Annotated in this window: 14 protein-coding genes; 9 read left to right on the forward strand and 5 right to left on the reverse strand. The window is 71.9% G+C overall.

Features of this window, described 5'->3' with window-relative positions; translation table 11 throughout:
- Positions 1-39: 39 nt before the first annotated feature.
- Positions 40-2,595: an ATP-dependent Clp protease ATP-binding subunit gene (locus ABZ484_RS27545; RefSeq protein WP_358868615.1), complete on the reverse strand. Its 2,556-nt coding sequence runs from the start codon at positions 2,593-2,595 to the stop codon at positions 40-42.
- A 215-nt stretch (positions 2,596-2,810) separates the two neighbouring features.
- Positions 2,811-3,578 carry a type I methionyl aminopeptidase gene (gene map, locus ABZ484_RS27550; RefSeq protein ID WP_358868616.1) on the reverse strand — a complete coding sequence of 256 codons (768 nt, stop codon included), beginning with the start codon at positions 3,576-3,578 and terminating at the stop codon, positions 2,811-2,813.
- A 52-nt stretch (positions 3,579-3,630) separates the two neighbouring features.
- Between map and ABZ484_RS27555 the strand changes: the two genes are divergently transcribed.
- From ABZ484_RS27555 to ABZ484_RS27590, 8 genes are all read left to right on the forward strand, one after another.
- Positions 3,631-3,882 (forward strand): helix-turn-helix transcriptional regulator, encoded by a 252-nt coding sequence (locus ABZ484_RS27555; RefSeq protein WP_316744700.1) that lies wholly within the window; start codon positions 3,631-3,633, stop codon positions 3,880-3,882.
- 223 nt (positions 3,883-4,105) lie between these two features.
- A complete protein-coding gene (locus ABZ484_RS27560) occupies positions 4,106-4,948 on the forward strand; it encodes a nitrilase-related carbon-nitrogen hydrolase (RefSeq protein WP_358868617.1) in 843 nt (280 codons plus the stop codon).
- Complete coding sequence (locus ABZ484_RS27565) at positions 4,945-6,228, forward strand: aspartate aminotransferase family protein (protein WP_358868618.1); 1,284 nt, start codon at positions 4,945-4,947, stop codon at positions 6,226-6,228. Before ABZ484_RS27560 ends, ABZ484_RS27565 begins: the two co-directional genes overlap by 4 nt.
- Positions 6,229-6,319: 91 nt before the next feature.
- Entirely contained in the window at positions 6,320-7,948 is a 1,629-nt protein-coding gene (locus ABZ484_RS27570; protein WP_358868619.1) for a PucR family transcriptional regulator, read from the forward strand.
- Positions 7,949-8,143: 195 nt separating this feature from the next.
- Complete coding sequence (locus ABZ484_RS27575; RefSeq protein WP_189899866.1) at positions 8,144-8,986, forward strand: nitrilase-related carbon-nitrogen hydrolase; 843 nt, start codon at positions 8,144-8,146, stop codon at positions 8,984-8,986.
- 31 nt (positions 8,987-9,017) lie between these two features.
- Complete coding sequence (gene hydA, locus ABZ484_RS27580) at positions 9,018-10,421, forward strand: dihydropyrimidinase (RefSeq protein ID WP_358868620.1); 1,404 nt, start codon at positions 9,018-9,020, stop codon at positions 10,419-10,421.
- 19 nt (positions 10,422-10,440) lie between these two features.
- Complete coding sequence (locus ABZ484_RS27585; protein ID WP_358868621.1) at positions 10,441-11,463, forward strand: TIGR03842 family LLM class F420-dependent oxidoreductase; 1,023 nt, start codon at positions 10,441-10,443, stop codon at positions 11,461-11,463.
- A 26-nt stretch (positions 11,464-11,489) separates the two neighbouring features.
- Positions 11,490-13,022 carry an NCS1 family nucleobase:cation symporter-1 gene (locus ABZ484_RS27590; protein ID WP_358868622.1) on the forward strand — a complete coding sequence of 511 codons (1,533 nt, stop codon included), beginning with the start codon at positions 11,490-11,492 and terminating at the stop codon, positions 13,020-13,022.
- A gap of 57 nt (positions 13,023-13,079) precedes the next feature.
- Here ABZ484_RS27590 and ABZ484_RS27595 read toward each other — a convergent pair whose 3' ends face one another.
- The 3 genes from ABZ484_RS27595 to ABZ484_RS27605 form a co-directional block, all read right to left on the reverse strand.
- The gene (locus ABZ484_RS27595; protein WP_358868623.1) at positions 13,080-13,799 is read right to left on the reverse strand and encodes a hypothetical protein; all 720 of its coding nucleotides are present in this window, start codon (positions 13,797-13,799) and stop codon (positions 13,080-13,082) included.
- Positions 13,800-13,957: 158 nt separating this feature from the next.
- Positions 13,958-15,022, reverse strand: a complete 1,065-nt coding sequence (locus ABZ484_RS27600; RefSeq protein WP_358868624.1) for a biotin/lipoate A/B protein ligase family protein — start codon at positions 15,020-15,022, stop codon at positions 13,958-13,960.
- Positions 15,023-15,052: 30 nt separating this feature from the next.
- On the reverse strand, positions 15,053-15,757 hold the full coding sequence (locus ABZ484_RS27605) for a DedA family protein (protein ID WP_358868628.1): 705 nt from the start codon (positions 15,755-15,757) through the stop codon (positions 15,053-15,055).
- 190 nt (positions 15,758-15,947) lie between these two features.
- Between ABZ484_RS27605 and ABZ484_RS27610 the strand changes: the two genes are divergently transcribed.
- Positions 15,948-16,961: a LacI family DNA-binding transcriptional regulator gene (locus tag ABZ484_RS27610; protein ID WP_358868625.1), complete on the forward strand. Its 1,014-nt coding sequence runs from the start codon at positions 15,948-15,950 to the stop codon at positions 16,959-16,961.
- Positions 16,962-17,075: the final 114 nt, after the last annotated feature.

Consider the following 17,075-nt stretch of genomic DNA (forward strand, 5'->3'; position numbering starts at 1 on the left):
TGGAGAGCCGCGGGCCCTGCCCGGCAGGCCGCAGGGCCCTCACTCGGCGGGGGCGGCCGTGGGCTCCCGGTCCTCGGTGCGGAACACCAGCCGGTCGTCCTCCACGTCCACCGTGACGCTGCTGCCCTCGCCGACCCGGCCGTCCAGCAGGAGGCGGGACAGCTGGTTGTCGACTTCCTTCTGGATGGTGCGGCGCAGCGGACGGGCGCCGTACTCCGGCTGGAAGCCGCGCTGCGCCAGCCAGTCCACGGCCCGGTCGGTGAACTCGACGGCGACGGACTGCGCGTGCATCAGCCGACGGGTCTGCTCCAGCATCAGGTCGGTGATCTGCCGCAACTGCTCGGCGGTGAGCTGCCGGAAGACCACGATCTCGTCGACGCGGTTGAGGAACTCGGGCCGGAAGTGCTCCCGCAGCGGGCGCAGGATCCGCTCGCGCCGCGCCTCCTCGTCCGCGTCGGCGCCGCCCGGACCGAAACCGATTCCGGCGCCGCCGCGCCGGGTGATGACCTCCGAGCCCAGGTTGCTGGTCATCACGATCACGGTGTTGGTGAAGTCCACCGTGCGGCCCTGGGAGTCGGTCAGGCGCCCGTCGTCGAGCACCTGGAGCAGGATGTTGAACACGTCCGGGTGGGCCTTCTCCACCTCGTCGAGCAGCAGCAGCGAGTACGGGTGCCGGCGCACCACCTCGGTGAGCTGACCGGCCTCCTCGTGACCCACGTACCCGGGCGGGGCGCCCACCAGCCGGCTGACGGTGTGCCGTTCCTGGTATTCGCTCATGTCCAGGCGGACCATCCGGTCCTCGCTGCCGAACAGCGCCTCGGCCAGCGCCCTGGCCAGCTCCGTCTTGCCGACGCCGGTCGGGCCGAGGAACATGAAGCTGCCGATCGGCCGGTCGGGGCTCGCCAGCCCGGCACGGGAGCGCAGCACCGCCTCGGCGACCACGCCGACGGCCTCCTCCTGGCCGACCACCCGCCGGTGCAGATGCTCCTCCAGGCCGAGCAGCCGCTCCTTCTCCTCCTGGGTGAGGCTGCTGACCGGGATGCCGGTCTGCCGGGACACCACTTCGGCGATGGACTCGGCGGTGACCTCCAGCTGGCCCTCGTCCGCCTCCTCCTCCCCGCCGGCCTCGGAGATCCGCTGCTTCAGTTCGGCGATCCGGTCACGCAACTGCGTGGCCTGCTCGTACTGTTCGTCCGCGACCGCCTGGTCCTTGTCCAGGGTGAGCTGCTCGACCTCGCGCTCCATGGCCCGTACGTCCGTGCCCTTGGTCCGCGCCCGCAGCCGTACCCGGGCGCCCGCCTGGTCGATCAGGTCGATCGCCTTGTCCGGCAGCCGCCGGTCGGTCAGATACCGGTCGGACAGCTCCACGGCGGCCACCAGCGCCTCGTCGGTGTAGCGGACCTGGTGGTGCGCCTCGTAACGGTCGCGCAGCCCGCGCAGGATCTCGATGGCGTCCGCCACGGACGGCTCGGGCACCAGGATCGGCTGGAACCGCCGGGCCAGCGCCGCGTCCTTCTCGATCCGCCGGTACTCCTCCAGCGTGGTCGCGCCCACGACGTGCAGCTCGCCACGGGCCAGGGCGGGCTTGAGGATGTTGCTCGCGTCCATCGACCCGCCCTCGCCGCCCCCGCCGGCGCCGACCACCGTGTGCAGCTCGTCGATGAAGACGATCAGCCGCTCGGAGTTGGTCCGGATCTCGGTGACGATGTTGTTCAGCCGCTCCTCGAAGTCGCCCCGGTAGCGGGTGCCCGCGACCACGCCCGTCAGGTCCAGGGCCACCACCCGGCGGTTGATCAGGATGTCGGGCACGTCCCCGTCGGCGATCCGCTGCGCCAGCCCCTCCACGATGGCCGTCTTCCCGACGCCCGCGTCACCGATCAGCACCGGGTTGTTCTTGCCGCGGCGGGAGAGGACCTCGATGGTCTGCTCGATCTCCTGGTCACGGCCGATCACGGGGTCGATGCGCCCCTGACGGGCCAGGTCGGTGAGGTCCCGCCCGAACTTGTCGAGGGTGGGCGTCGTCGTGGTCCGCTGCCGCTCCGCCCTCGGCGGCGCGGTGGTCTCCGGAGCCTCGGGGGGCATCCCCGAGGCGGCGAACCGCGCCTGGTTCAGGATGTGGCCGGCCGCCGAGTCCGGGTTCGCGGCCAGGGCGCTGAGCACGTGCTCGGGGCCGATGTATCCGGCGCCGCTCGCCCGCGCCATGTCGTGCGCGTCCAGCAGGGCTCGCTTCACGGCCGGGGTGAGGGAGAGGGAGGTCGGCGGCGGGGCCTCGCCCGCCGGGCCGTGGACGGGACCCGAGCGCTCGTCGATCTGCGAGGCGATCGAGTCCGGGTCCGCGCCGGCCCGGCTGAGCAGGCTGCGGGTGGGCTCGGTGGAGAGCGCCGCCCGCAGCAGGTGCTCGGTGTCCAGGTCCCGGCTGCCGTGGTCGGCGGCGTACTGCGCCGCGCCCTTGACGAGCTCCCGGGCGGGCTGGCTGAGCAGCCTGCCGATGTCGACGTGCCGCGGACCGGGGCGTGGTCCGCCGCCGAAGAAGCGGGCGAAGAATTCGCCGAAGGGGTCGCGGTCGCCCTCCGGGCCGATGAAGCCGCTGGTCATCGTTTTCCGTTCCTTCGCTGACGGTTGGCTCCCGCCGGGTAACCGGGAAAAGTGGGGCTCATGCCACGATTGCATGTTCCGTTTCCTCGGGCACGTCGGGCGCCCACGAGCTCGGGGGTCGTCCTTTTGCGCGGGTGCGGCTCCGTCGGGGCCGGCGGCGCCCACGCGGCGGCAGGCGCACATCGGCACGGCCCCGCGACCCCAGGGCTCTCACCTCACCGCTCGGTCAGAATTCTCGGGCCGCTTTCCGTGATCGCCACCGTGTGCTCGACGTGGGCCGCCCTGGAGCCGTCGTCCGTGCGGAGGGTCCAGCCGTCGGGGGCCGCGTGGTAGCCGTCGGTGCCCCCGGCGATCAGCATGGGTTCGATGGCGAGGACCATGCCGTGGCGCAGCGGGAGGCCCCGGCCCGGGCGGCCCTCGTTGGGCACGGCGGGGTCCTCGTGCATGCGGCGGCCCACGCCGTGGCCGCCGAAGCCGTCCGGGACGCCGTAGCCGGCCGCACGGCACACCGAGCCGACGGCGTGGGCGATGTCGCCGATGCGGTTGCCGACCACGGCCGCCTCGATGCCCGCGGCCAGCGCCCGCTCGGCCGTCTCGATCAGCTTCAGGTCCGCGCGGCGCGGCCGGCCGACGACCATGCTGAGGGCCGAGTCCCCGACCCAGCCGCCCAGCTCGGCGCCGAAGTCCAGGGAGAGCAGGTCGCCGTCGCGCAGCCGGTACCGGGTGGGGATGCCGTGCACGATCGCGTCGTTGACGGAGGCGATCAGCACGGCGGGGAAGGGGGTCGGGGCGAAGGACGGCCGGTAGCCGAGGAAGGGGGAGGAGGCGCCCGCCTCGCGCAGCACCTCACGTGCCAGTTCGTCGAGTTCCAGCAGGGAGACGCCCACGTCCGCGGCCCGGCTCACCGCGGTGAGTGTCCGCGCCACGACCTGGCCGGCCTCGTACATGGCGTCGATCGATGCGTCCGTCTTCAGTTCCACCATGCCAATTACTATACCGGTATTTGAATCCCGGTCTTCGCCGTAGAATGACGGCATGGTGCGCACCCCACTCACCCCCGAAGAGCGCGAACGCGGCGAGCGGCTCGGGCTGCTGCTGCGCGAGGCGCGCGGCGGCCGCAGCATGACGGAGATCGCGGCGAGCGCGGGCATCTCCGCGGAGACGCTGCGCAAGATCGAGACCGGCCGGGCCCCGACCCCGGCGTTCTTCACGGTGGCCGCGCTGGCCCGCGCCCTCGGCCTGTCGATGGACGAGCTGGTCGGGCGCTGCACGCCGGTCGAGGTGTGACGAGCGGCCCCGCGCACCCGGCACCCGCCGGCACTCACCCACAGGAGTTGCGAAACACGATCGACTCAGCGGGTTCACGACGATGGTCTTGGCAAGGCCGCCCGGGAGGCTTACGTTCGTGCCTCTAGGCTCGTTCTACGGGCGTAGAGGCTGGGAGTCCGTGTCACACCCCGGCCGGGCGCGGATGTGACACAGGCTCTGACGTACGTCGAAGGAGCAGCTCATGGCCAACGTCGTCCGTGCGGCCCTGGTCCAGGCCACCTGGACCGGCGACACCGAGTCCATGCTCGCCAAGCACGAGCAGCACGCCCGTGAGGCGGCCCGCCAGGGCGCGAAGATCATCGGGTTCCAGGAAGTCTTCAACTCGCCGTACTTCTGCCAGGTCCAGGAGCCCGAGCACTACCGCTGGGCGGAGCCGGTCCCGGACGGCCCGACGGTGCGCCGGATGCGGGACCTCGCCCGCGAGACCGGCATGGTGATCGTCGTCCCCGTCTTCGAGGTCGAGCAGTCCGGCTTCTACTACAACACCGCCGCCGTGATCGACGCCGACGGCAGCTACCTCGGCAAGTACCGCAAGCACCACATCCCGCAGGTCAAGGGCTTCTGGGAGAAGTACTACTTCAAACCCGGCAACCTGGGCTGGCCCGTGTTCGACACCGCCGTCGGCAGGGTCGGCGTCTACATCTGCTACGACCGCCACTTCCCGGAGGGCTGGCGCCAGCTCGGCCTCAACGGCGCCCAGCTCGTCTACAACCCGTCCGCCACCCACCGCGGCCTGTCCTCCTACCTGTGGCGGCTGGAGCAGCCGGCGGCGGCCGTCGCCAACGAGTACTTCGTGGCCGCGATCAACCGCGTCGGCCAGGAGGAGTACGGCGACAACGACTTCTACGGGACGAGCTACTTCGTCGACCCGCGCGGCCAGTTCGTCGGGGACGTCGCCAGTGACTCCAAGGAGGAGCTCGTCGTCCGCGATCTCGACTTCGACCTCATCGAAGCGGTCCGGCAGCAGTGGGCCTTCTACCGCGACCGCCGTCCCGACGCCTACGAAGGGCTGGTCACACCGTGAACGACCTGTACGACCGTCACCGGGCCGTCCTGCCCGACTGGCTCGCCCTCTACTACGAGGACCCGCTGGAGATCACCCACGGCGAGGGCCGGTACGTGTGGGACGCCGAGGGCCAGCGGTACCTGGACTTCTTCGGCGGGATCCTGACCACGATGACCGCGCACGCGCTGCCCGAGGTCACCAAGGCGGTGAGCGAGCAGGCCGGCCGGATCATCCACTCCTCCACGCTGTACCTCAACCGGCCCATGGTGGAGCTCGCCGAGCGCATCGCCCAGCTCAGCGGCATCCCGGACGCCCGGGTCTTCTTCACCACCTCCGGCACCGAGGCCAACGACACCGCGCTGCTGCTGGCGACGACGTACCGGCGCAGCAACACGATCCTGGCCATGCGCAACAGCTACCACGGCCGTTCGTTCAGCTCCATCGGCATCACCGGCAACCGCGGCTGGTCCCCGACCTCCCTGTCCCCGCTCCAGACGCTGTACGTCCACGGCGGCGTCCGCACCCGCGGCCCGTTCGCCCACCTGGACGACGACGCCTTCGTCGCGGCCTGCGTGGAGGACCTCGAGGACCTCCTCGGCCACACCCGCGCGCCCGCCGCGCTGATCGCCGAACCCATCCAGGGGGTGGGCGGCTTCACCTCGCCCCCGGACGGGCTGTACGCCGCCTTCCGGGACGTGCTGCGGGAGCACGGCATCCTGTGGATCTCCGACGAGGTGCAGACCGGCTGGGGCCGCACCGGCGAGCACTTCTGGGGCTGGCAGGCGCACGGGCGCAGCGGGCCGCCGGACATGCTCACCTTCGCCAAGGGCATCGGCAACGGCATGTCCGTCGGCGGGGTCGTCGCCCGCGCCGAGATCATGAACTGCCTGGACGCCAACAGCATCTCCACCTTCGGCGGCACCCAGATCACCATGGCCGCGGGCCTCGCCAACCTCAACTACCTGGTGGAGCACGACCTTCAGGGCAACGCCCGGCGGGTCGGCGGGATGCTCATCGAGCGGCTGCGGGCCGCCGCGGCCGGGCTGCCCGGCGTACGGGAGGTGCGCGGGCGGGGACTGATGATCGGCGTGGAACTGGCCAGGCCGGGCACGGACGAGGCCGATCCGCGGGCGGCCGCCGCCGTGCTGGAGGCGGCCCGCGAGGGCGGGCTGCTCATCGGCAAGGGCGGCGGCCACAACACCAGCGCCCTGCGCATCGCCCCACCGCTGTCCCTGACCGTCGCGGAGGCCGAGGAGGGCGCCGCGATCCTGGAAGGCGCGCTGCGCGCCGCGTACTGAGGGTGCGTACCGCCGACGCGGCGGCGACCGCGCGTCCGGCACCGCGGCGCCCGGAGGCAACCGAGCCTGAAACGCAGAGGGGAACGTCGCCATGACCACCGTCTCGGACCGGCCCCCGGCCCCGCCGGACTCCCCGGAACCGCCCCTGTCGGTCCGTCAGGTGCTCGCCCTGGAACGGGTGCTCGCCGGGGAGCCCGAGGTGGTGGCCGGAGCCGGGCAGCTCGACCGGCCCGTGCGCTGGGTGCACGTCGCGGAGGCGGCGGACGTCGGCGTGATGCTCAACGGCGGCGAGATGGTGCTCACCACCGGAGTGCTGCTCGCCGGCGACGAGGAGAAGCAGGCCGAGTACATCCGCTCGCTGCACCGCGCGGAGGCCGCCGCCGTCGTCCTGGGCCTGGGGCGGGCGTTCCCCAGGCCGCCGGACGTGATGCGGCGGGCCGCCGAGCGGTGCGGGCTGCCCCTGGTGGTCCTGCACCGCCCGTTCCCGTTCGCCGAGCTGACCGAGGAGGTCCAGTCCCGGCTGGTGCGGCGCAAGTTCGCCGCCGTCAGCCTGTCGGAGTCCGTACGCACCGCCCTGACCGCGCTGATCACCGCGGGCGCCCCGCTCCAGGCGCTGCTGGACGAGATCGCCCAGCACAGCGCCTGCCCCGTCGTCGTCACCAACCTGGCCCACCGCGTCCTCGCCACGGCGGGCGAGCGGTCGGCGGTGGACGACGTGCTGCGCGACTGGGAACGCATCGCCCGGCAGGCATGGGGGAACCATCCAGGCCGTCCAGGCACGGGGGGCGGCAGCGAGGGCGACGGCTGGATCCGCGCCGAACTCGGCGGGCGCGGCGAGCGGTGGGGCCGGATCGTGCTGTGCGGGCACCGCGGGGACATCACCACCGGACGGCTGCTGGCCGACCGCGCCGCCGAGGCCCTCGTCCTGCACCGGATGCTCGGCGGCGCCGCGGGCCGCACCTGGGAGGAGCAGTCCGCGCAGGGCCTGCTGACCGACCTGCTCAGCGGGGTCGTACCGGCGCGGCAGCTGCTGGCCCGGGCCCGGGCGGCCGGACTGCCCGTCAACCGGCGCATGTTCGTGCCGCTCGTGGTACGGGACGTCGAGCCCGCCGAACTCGACCGGCTGCTGCGGCTGCTGGGGCTGCGCGGGCTGGTCGCCGGGATCGGCGGTGAGGGCGACGGCTCCACCGCCGTCCTGCTCAGCCTCGCCCGCGACCAGGACGCCGACGCCCTCACCGAGCACTTCGCGGCCCGGCTGCGTACCGAGACGCCCCGGGCCGGCGCGGTCGTCGCCGCCGCGGACGCGCGCACCGCCTGGGACGACGTGCCCACCGGGCTGCGCGAGGCCCGGCACGTCGCCGACGCCGTGGCGGACTCCGCCCCCGCCCTCGACCTGCCGGCCGTCGTGCGGCTGCGGGACGTGCACCTGCGCGGCCTGGTCCGGCTGCTGCGGGACGACCCGCATGTGCAGTCCTTCGCCGAGCGGGAGCTGAACGGGCTGCTGTGCCGGGCCGACCGCGATCTGCTCGCCGTGCTGCGCACCTACCTCGCCACCGGCCGCAACAAGTCCCGCACCGCCCAGCTCCACCACGTCTCCCGGCCCGCGCTCTACCGCCGCCTGGAGGCCATACAGGCCCGCCTCGGGGTGGACCTCGACGACTTCGAACAGGCCGCCTCGGTACACATAGCCCTTCTCGCGCACGACGCGCAACAGCAGTGACACGACGTGGTGAAACAGCAGGTGAACGCTGCACCACGTGGGAAAACGGCGGTGGGACATGGGATGGAGCCGGAGTGACACGGTGGCACGCCACGCCCCCGCGGACGTGACACGGTGCACCTCAAAGCCGACCCGCCGGCTTCCTACGCTCTGCGGACACCGCACACCCCGCACACCGAACGAGCGGAGGTCCCGATGAGCCGTGTGATCCGTGCCGCCCTCTTCCAGACCGCCTGGACCGGCGACAAGGAATCCATGATCCAGGTCCATGAGCAGGCCGCCCGCGACGCCGCCGCTCAAGGCGCCCAGGTCCTGTGCTTCCAGGAGCTGTTCTACGGCCCGTACTTCTGCCAGGTCCAGGACCCGGCCTTCTACGAGTACGCCGAGCAGATCCCCGAAGGCCCGATCGTCCGGCGCTTCCAGGCGCTCGCCAAGGAGCTGGGCATCGTCCTCGTCCTGCCGATGTACGAGGAGGAACAGCCCGGAGTCCTCTACAACACCGCGGCCGTGATCGACGCCGACGGCTCCTACCTCGGCAAGTACCGCAAGACCCACATCCCCCAGGTCCGCGGATTCTGGGAGAAGTTCTACTTCCGCCCCGGCAACAGCGGCTGGCCCGTCTTCGACACCAAGGTGGGCAAGGTCGGCGTCTACATCTGCTACGACCGGCACTTCCCGGAGGGCTGGCGCGCCCTGGGCCTGGCCGGTGCCGAGATCGTCTTCAACCCCTCGGCCACCTCGCGCGGCCTGTCCGGCTATCTGTGGCAGCTGGAGCAGCCCGCGGCGGCCGTCGCCAACGAGTACTTCGTGGGCGCGATCAACCGGGTCGGCGTCGAGGAGTACGGGGACAACGACTTCTACGGCACCTCCTACTTCGTGGACCCCGAGGCCCAGTTCGTTGGCGAGGTGGCGAGCGACAAGGAGACCGAACTCGTCGTCCGCGACCTGGACCTGGCCAAGCTGCGCGAGGTCCGCGACCGCTGGCAGTTCTACCGCGACCGCGCGCCGGGGGCCTACACGCCGCTGACCGCCCCGTGACCGCGACCGTCCACCTGGCAGGAGAGGGAGCATGAGCAGCCGTACCGTCATCCGCGGTGGCCTCGTCATCACCGCCGCCGACGAGATCCACGCCGACGTCCTGATCGAGGACGGCCGTGTCGCCGCCCTCGCGGCCTCCGGCACCCCGGCCGCCGAGGCGTTCACCGCCGAACGGACCATCGACGCGACCGGCAGGTACGTGATCCCGGGCGGGGTCGACGGCCACACCCACATGGAGATGCCGTTCGGCGGCACCTACGCCTCCGACACCTTCGAGACCGGCACCCGGGCCGCCGCCTGGGGCGGCACCACCACCATCGTCGACTTCGCCATCCAGAGCGTCGGCCACTCCCTGCGCGAGGGCCTGGACGCCTGGCACGCCAAGGCCGAGGGGCACTGCTCCATCGACTACGGCTTCCACATGATCGTCTCCGATGTGAACGAGGAGACGCTGAAGGAGATGGACCTGCTGGTGGAGGAGGGAGTCACCTCCTTCAAGCAGTTCATGGCCTACCCGGGTGTCTTCTACAGCGACGACGGCCAGATCCTGCGGGCCATGCAGCGCGCCGCCGACAACGGCGGGCTGATCATGATGCACGCGGAGAACGGCATCGCCATCGACGTCCTCGTGGAGCAGGCGCTCGTCCGCGGCGAGACCGATCCGCGCTACCACGGCGAGGTCCGCAAGGCCCTGCTGGAGGCCGAGGCCACCCACCGCGCCATCCGCCTGGCGCAGGTCGCGGGCGCCCCCCTGTACGTCGTGCACGTCTCGGCGCGCGAGGCGGTCGCCGAGCTGGCCAGAGCGCGCGACGAGGGACTGCCGGTGTTCGGCGAGACCTGCCCGCAGTACCTGTTCCTGTCCACCGACAACCTCGCCGAGCCCGACTTCGAGGGCGCGAAGTACGTGTGCTCGACGCCGCTGCGCCCCAAGGACCACCAGGCGGCGCTGTGGAAGGGGCTGCGCACCAACGACCTCCAGGTGGTCTCCACCGACCACTGCCCGTTCTGCTTCAGCGGCCAGAAGGAGCTGGGCCGGGGCGACTTCTCCAAGATCCCCAACGGCATGCCGGGCGTGGAGAACCGCATGGACCTCCTCCACCAGGCCGTCGTCGACGGGCACATCTCGCGCCGCCGCTGGATCGAGATCGCCTGCGCCACCCCCGCCCGGATGTTCGGCATGTACCCCACGAAGGGCACCATCGCCCCCGGCGCCGACGCCGACATCGTCATCTACGACCCGCACGCCGAGCAGGTGCTCTCCGCCGAGACCCACCACATGAACGTCGACTACTCGGCCTACGAGGGCCGGCGCGTCACCGGCCGGGTGGAGACCGTGCTCTCCCGCGGCGAGCCCGTGATCACCGAACGGGAGTACACGGGACGGCCCGGCCACGGCGTCTACACGCCTCGCTCCACCTGCCAGTACCTCAACTAGGAAGAGGGCCAAGGACGCCATGGACTTCGGACTCGTCCTGCAGACCGACCCGCCGGCCTCGCACGTCATCAGCCTGATGCAGCGGGCCGAGCGCAACGGCTTCCGCTACGGCTGGACCTTCGACTCCGCCGTGCTCTGGCAGGAGCCGTTCGTCATCTACAGCCAGATCCTCGCGAACACCGAGAGCCTGACGGTCGGCCCGATGGTCACCAACCCGGGCACCCGCACCTGGGAGGTGACCGCCTCCACCTTCGCCACCCTCAACGACATGTTCGGCAACCGCACGGTCTGCGGCATCGGCCGCGGCGACTCCGCGATGCGCGTCGCGGGCCGCAAACCCAACACGCTGGCGCGGATCAGCGAGGCCATGAAGGTCATCCGGGCCCTGGCCCGCGGAGAGGAGGCCGACCTCGGCGGCACGGTGATCCGGTTCCCCTGGGTCCAGCCGGGCGCCGAACTCCCCGTCTGGATGGCCGCGTACGGCCCCAAGGCGCTGAAGATGACCGGCGAGGAGGCCGACGGGTTCATCCTCCAGCTCGCCGACCTCTATCTGACCGAGTACATGGTCAAGGCGGTCAAGGACGCGGCGGCAGCCGCCGGACGCGACCCGGCCAAGGTGACGATCTGCGTCGCCGCCCCCGCCTATGTCACCGCCGACGACTCGCCCGAGGCGCTCGCCCACGCCCGCGAACAGTGCCGCTGGTTCGGCGGCATGGTCGGCAACCACGTGGCCGACCTGGTCGCCCGCTACGGCGAGCACTCCGCCGCCGTACCCGACGAACTCACCGACTACATCAAGTCCCGCCAGGGCTACGACTACGCCCACCACGGGCGCAGCGGCAACCCGGACACCGCCTTCGTGCCCGACGAGATCGTCGACCGGTTCTGCCTGATCGGACCGGTCGAGAAGCACATCGAGAAGCTGAACGCGCTGCGCGAACTGGGCGTCGACCAGTTCGCCGTGTACGACATGCACGACGCGCAGGAAGCCGTGATCGACGCGTACGGCCGCGAGGTCATTCCCGTCGTCAACTCCAGATAACCGGTCGCCATCCGATTGGGCTGCCCATGACCGACACCGCTCCCTGGGGCATATCGCCGTCCGCCCAGGTGACCCTCGCCGACGGGCGGGTGGAGATCGCCCCCGGCACTCCTCCGCCCACCGGCCCCTACGCCAACGCGGACCTGCTGCCGGTCCCCGTGGCCGGGCGCACCTGGACCACGTACAACTTCTCCGCACTGTGGGTCGGCATGGCCCACAACACGGCCTCCTGGACCCTGGCCTCCGGTCTGATCGCCGTCGGCATGGACTGGAAGCAGGCGGTGTTCACCATCGCCCTGGCCAATCTGATCGTGCTCGTCCCGATGCTGCTCACCGGGCACGCGGGACCCAAGTACGGCATCCCCTTCCCGGTCTTCGCCCGCGCCTCCTTCGGGGTGCGCGGCGCCAACCTGCCCGCCGTGGTACGGGCGTTGGTGGCCTGCGGCTGGTTCGGCATCCAGACCTGGATCGGCGGCGAGGCGATCTACTTCCTGGCCGGGAAGCTCATCGGCGACAGCTGGTCGAAGGCCGCCGAGTTCGGCGGCCACGCCTGGACGATGTGGCTGTCGTTCGCGATCTTCTGGGTGATCCAGGTGGCCGTGATCTACCGGGGCATGGAGACCATCCGCCGGTTCGAGAACTGGGCCGCGCCGTTCGTGCTCGTCGGCGCGTTCGTGATGCTGGGGTGGATGAGCAGCAAGGCCGGCGGCTTCGGCCCGCTGTTCGACCAGCCGTCGAAACTGGGCTGGGGAGCGGACTTCTGGAAGCTGTTCGCGCCCTCCCTGATGGGCATGATCGGCTTCTGGTCGACGCTGTCGCTGAACATCCCCGACTTCACCCGCTACGGAAGGAGCCAGAAGGCGCAGACCCGGGGCCAGGCGCTCGGCCTGCCCACCACCATGACCCTGTTCGCCTTCCTGTCGGTGCTGGTCACCTCCGGCTCCCAGGCGGTCTACGGCGAACCGGTCTGGGACCCGGTGCAGTTGGCGGCCAAGACGGACAACGTGGTCGGCCTGCTGTACGCGCTGGTGACCGTGCTGGTGGCCACCCTGTCGGTGAACATCGCGGCCAACCTGGTCTCCCCGGCGTTCGACTTCTCCAACATCGCGCCCCGCAAGGTGAGTTTCCGCACCGGCGCCCTGGTCACCGCCGTGCTCGCCGTGGTGATCTGCCCGTGGAAGCTCTACTCCGACCCGCAGGGCTACATCTTCACCTGGCTGGGCCTGGTCGGCGGGCTGCTCGGCACGGTCGCGGGCATCCTCGTCGCCGACTACTGGGTACTGCGCCGCAGCCGGCTCGACCTCGTCGACCTCTACCGCACCGGCGGGCGCTACTGGTACGCGGCCGGCTGGAACTGGCGGGCGGTCGTGGCGTTCCTGGCGGGCGGCGTGCTCGCGATCGGCGGCGCGGACTTCCACCCGCTGATCGACGGCCGCCCGATCCCGGCCCTGAAGCCGCTCGCCGACTACGGCTGGGCGGTGGGCCTCGGCACGTCGATGGCGCTGTACCTGCTGCTCATGCTGATGCGCCCGCCCACCCGGGACGGGACCGCCGTCTGACGGGCGGCCCGGTCCCGAGCCGGCACGGGGCGGCCTGGACCATCGCCTGACGGGCGGTCAGTTCTCCTGGCCGCCCTTCAGCGCGGCCACCGCTTCCCGGGCGGCCTTGATGGCCCCCTTGTTGATCTCGTCCGTGCCCGGCGCCTTCTTCGTCTCGAAGTCGCTGCCGTTGTACGTGACGGTCACCAGCGCGTTGGAGGCCCGCACCATCACCACGCCCTCGCGGGTCTGCTGCTTGTCCTCCGTGGTGAGGTTGACGACGGAGTAGGCGGCGTTCCCGAGGTCGGGCACCGCCCCGCCGCCGCTCTTCTCCGCGGTGCGCTGCTCGTACGACTTCTGTGCCGCCGCGTCCGACTGCGTGATCTCGAAGGACACGTCGAGCCAGCGGTAGTCGTACCCCTTCAGCGCGTTCCAGGAGCAGGTGCGGCGCACCGTGGTGTCCGTCGACGGGATCTCCTTGCCCGCCGTCTTCGCACCCGGCACCAGCGAGCTGATCGTCTTGGTGGCGATGGCGGTGCACGGCGCCGGAGCGGACGCGTACGCCTTGGACACGGCGGTCGACGAGGGCGCCGCGGACGAGCCGGACGACGAGGACGACGAGGACGACGAAGAGGAGGACCCGGCGTCGGTGGTGTGGGTGTCCTGCCCGGCGGCCCGTTGCCCGTCGGCGGACGAGGCCGCGAACGGCCCGGACGTCAGCGCCCAGCCCGCACAGGCCAGGACGACGACCGGGGTCAGCCGCGCGGTGAGCGCGAGCGGCAGCGGAAGATCACGCACGGCGCACTTCTCGTGTGGGGGACGATGCGGAGGCCGTCCACAGTATGGACGGTACGACAGTGTCACACGAGTCCCTGTGGGGCGGAAGTGCGAACTCGCTGCGTGCACGGGCGGTTACGCGGTCGGGGCGCCCGGGCACGTGAGGGGGCGTCCGTGCGTCAGGGCACCCGTGCCGTCCACTCCGGTGTCGTGAACTTCGTCCGGGCCAACTGCTCCGCGCGGGCCAGCTCCTCGTCGGTGACCTTGCCCTCCGACAGTCCGTACCGGCCGTCGAAGGACTCGATCATCCGCTCGATGACGGCCTCGCGCGCGAGCCCGGTCTGCCGGCGCAGCGGGTCCACCCGCTTCCTCGCGCTCTTCGTGCCCTTGTCGGACAGCTTCTCCCGGCCGATCCTCAGCACCTCGAGCATCTTGTCGGCGTCGATGTCGTAGGACATGGTCACGTGGTGCAGCACCGCTCCGGGGCCGCCGCCGGGTCCCACGATCCGTTTCTGCGCGGCGCCGGCGATCTTGCCCTGGTCGGTGGCGATGTCGTTCAGCGGCTGGTACCAGGCCCGGATCCCCATGTCGCCGAGCGCGCCGAGCACCCAGTCGTCGAGATAGGCGTAGCTGTCCTGGAAGGACAGCCCCTGAACCAGTGCCTCGGGCACCGACAGCGAGTACGTGATCGTGTTGCCCGGCTCGACGAACATCGCGCCGCCGCCGGAGATCCGGCGCACCACCTCGACACCGTGCCGGGCGGCGCCCTCGGCGTCCACCTCGTTGCGCAGCGACTGGAAGCTGCCGATGATCACCGCGGGGGCGGCCCACTCCCACACGCGCAGTGTCGGGGGCCGCCTGCCCGCGGCGACCTCGGCCGTCAGCACCTCGTCCAGCGCCATGTGCAGCGCGGGGGACTGGGGGCCGTCGTGGATCAGCTGCCAGTCGTAGTCCGTCCAGTCGGTGGCGTGCGCCAGCGCGCGCCGCACCGCGATGGCGACGCCTTCCGAGGTCAGCCCGTACATCACCGTGCCCGACGGCAGCGCCGCGTCGATCCGGGCGGCCAGGCCCGCCGCGTCGGTGTCCGCCGGGGCGCCCTCCAGCGCGCCGTTCACGGCGTCCAGCGCCTCGTCCGGCTCCAGGAAGAAGTCGCCCGCCACCCGCACCTGCCGGAGCACGCCGTCGCCGGCCTCCACGTCCACGACGACGAGCTTCCCGCCCGGCACCTTGTACTCACCGTGCACTGTCCGGCCCTCCGTTCCCGTCGCACGAGATCAACGCCGGGGGCGGCCGGGGTGTTCCCGCGGGTGATCGCGCGGGTGTTCGCGCGCGGCCGGCCGCGCGCGGTCCCGGGCCCGTCGGGCGCCGCGGCCGCGGCGGGCCTCGGCCAGCAGGGGGAGCAGGGAGAGGGCGACGACCAGGGCGACCAGCGGCAGCAGGTAGTCGTCGACCTGGGGGACGGAGGAGCCGAGGGCGTATCCGGCCAGCACCAGGCTCTGCGACCAGAGCAGGCCGCCGGCCGCCTGCCACACGGTGAAGGTCCGCGTGGGCACGCCGAGCGCGCCGGCCGCCGGGTGCAGCACCGTCCGCACTATCGGTATGAAGCGGCCGATGACCAGGGCCTTTCCGTGCCCGTAGCGGGCCAGGAGCCGCTCCGCGCGGGCCGCCGCCCGCCGCAGCCGCCGACGGGAGGAACGGGCCAGCAGCGCCCGTCCGCCGTGCCGCCCGATCAGGAACCCGACCTGACCGCCCGCCACGGCGCCGACGGCGGCGCACAGCAGCACCTGCCACAGCTGGAGCCGGGGCGCCTGCTGGGCGCTGCCCGCGCACAGCACACCGGCCGGGAACAGCAGCGTGTCGCCGGGCAGGAAGAAGCCGACCACCAGCAGACCCGACTCCGCGAAGATCACCACGAGCACCCCGAGGGCGCCGAAGGCGGCCAGCACCGAGGCGCCGTCCGTCGGATCGAGGGCCATCACCTCCATCGCCTCCCTGCCGTCCGCCCCGTCGCGTCCCGGCCCCTCTCGTCGCGTCCCGCCTCCCTCCAGCATCCCGTGGCGGCGGCACGGCCGCCTGTTTCCGGCCGGGCCCGCTCAATACGGGGGTGAAATCCTTTTCAGCAGCAGGGTAGGGTGGGAACCCGGACCCGGTGAAAGGATGCGGACACAGGTGGTGACGATCCATGACGTGGCGCGAGCCGCCGGAGTATCCCCGGCGACCGTCTCGCGTGTGTTCAACGGCGGCAGGGTCACCCCGGAACGCGCCCAGTCCGTCCAACAGGCCGCCGCGGAACTGGGTTTCGCGCCCAACCGGCTGGCGAGAAGCCTGCGCAAGCAGCGCTCCAGTGTGATCGCCCTGATCATCCCGGACATCGAGAACCCGTTCTTCACCTCGCTCGCCCGCGGTGTCGAGGACGCCGCGCAGCGCACAAGTCTCTCGGTGGTGCTGTGCAACTCCGACGAGGACACCGACAAGGAGCGGCGCTACCTGGAGGTCGCGCTCGGTGAGCAGATGGCGGGCGTGATCGTGGCGGCGGCCTCCCAGGACGACACGGACCTGGGGCCGCTCATCGCCCGGGGCGTGCCCGTGGTCGCCGTCGACCGGCGGCCGCACGACGCCGAGGTGGACGCGGTCCGGGCCGACGACCAGCACGGCGGCGAGGTGGCCACCCGCCATCTGCTCCACGCCGGCTACCGCAGGATCGCCTGTATCACCGGACCCGAGGGCGCCTCCACCTCCGAGGAGCGCCTGGCCGGCTACCGCGCGGCGCTGCACGCGGCCCGGAGCGAGGGAATCGCGGCCGGCGACACCTACGTACGGCACGCGGACTTCCGCGTGGAGGGCGGCCGGGCGGCGATGCGCGAGCTGCTGGCCCTGCCCGAGCCGCCCGACGCGGTGTTCGTCACCAACAACCTCATGACCATCGGCGCCCTCGACGCCCTGGACGAGGCCGGCCGCACCCCGCCCGGCGTCGGCGTGCTCTCCTTCGGCGACGTCCCCTGGGCGTCCCTGGTGCGGCCGTCGCTGACGGCGGTGGAGCTGCCGTCGTACGAGCTCGGGCGCGCCGCCGCCGATCTGCTGCTCCAGCGCATGGAGGGCAGCGCGGCACCGCTGCAGACCGTGGTGCTGCGCACCAGGCTCCAGATCCGGGAGAGCACCGCCGGGCCGGTCGCCTCGGACTGACGGACCCGCGGGACGCCGAGCGCGATACCCGCCCTGTCCGCGGCGAAGGACTGCGCCAAGGGCGGCCTGGACATCAAGGTGGCCAACAAGGGCACCGAGCCGTTCACCTTCGAG

The organism is Streptomyces sp. NPDC006393 (assembly GCF_040628575.1).
In the GTDB taxonomy this organism is placed as follows: Bacteria; Actinomycetota; Actinomycetes; order Streptomycetales; family Streptomycetaceae; genus Streptomyces.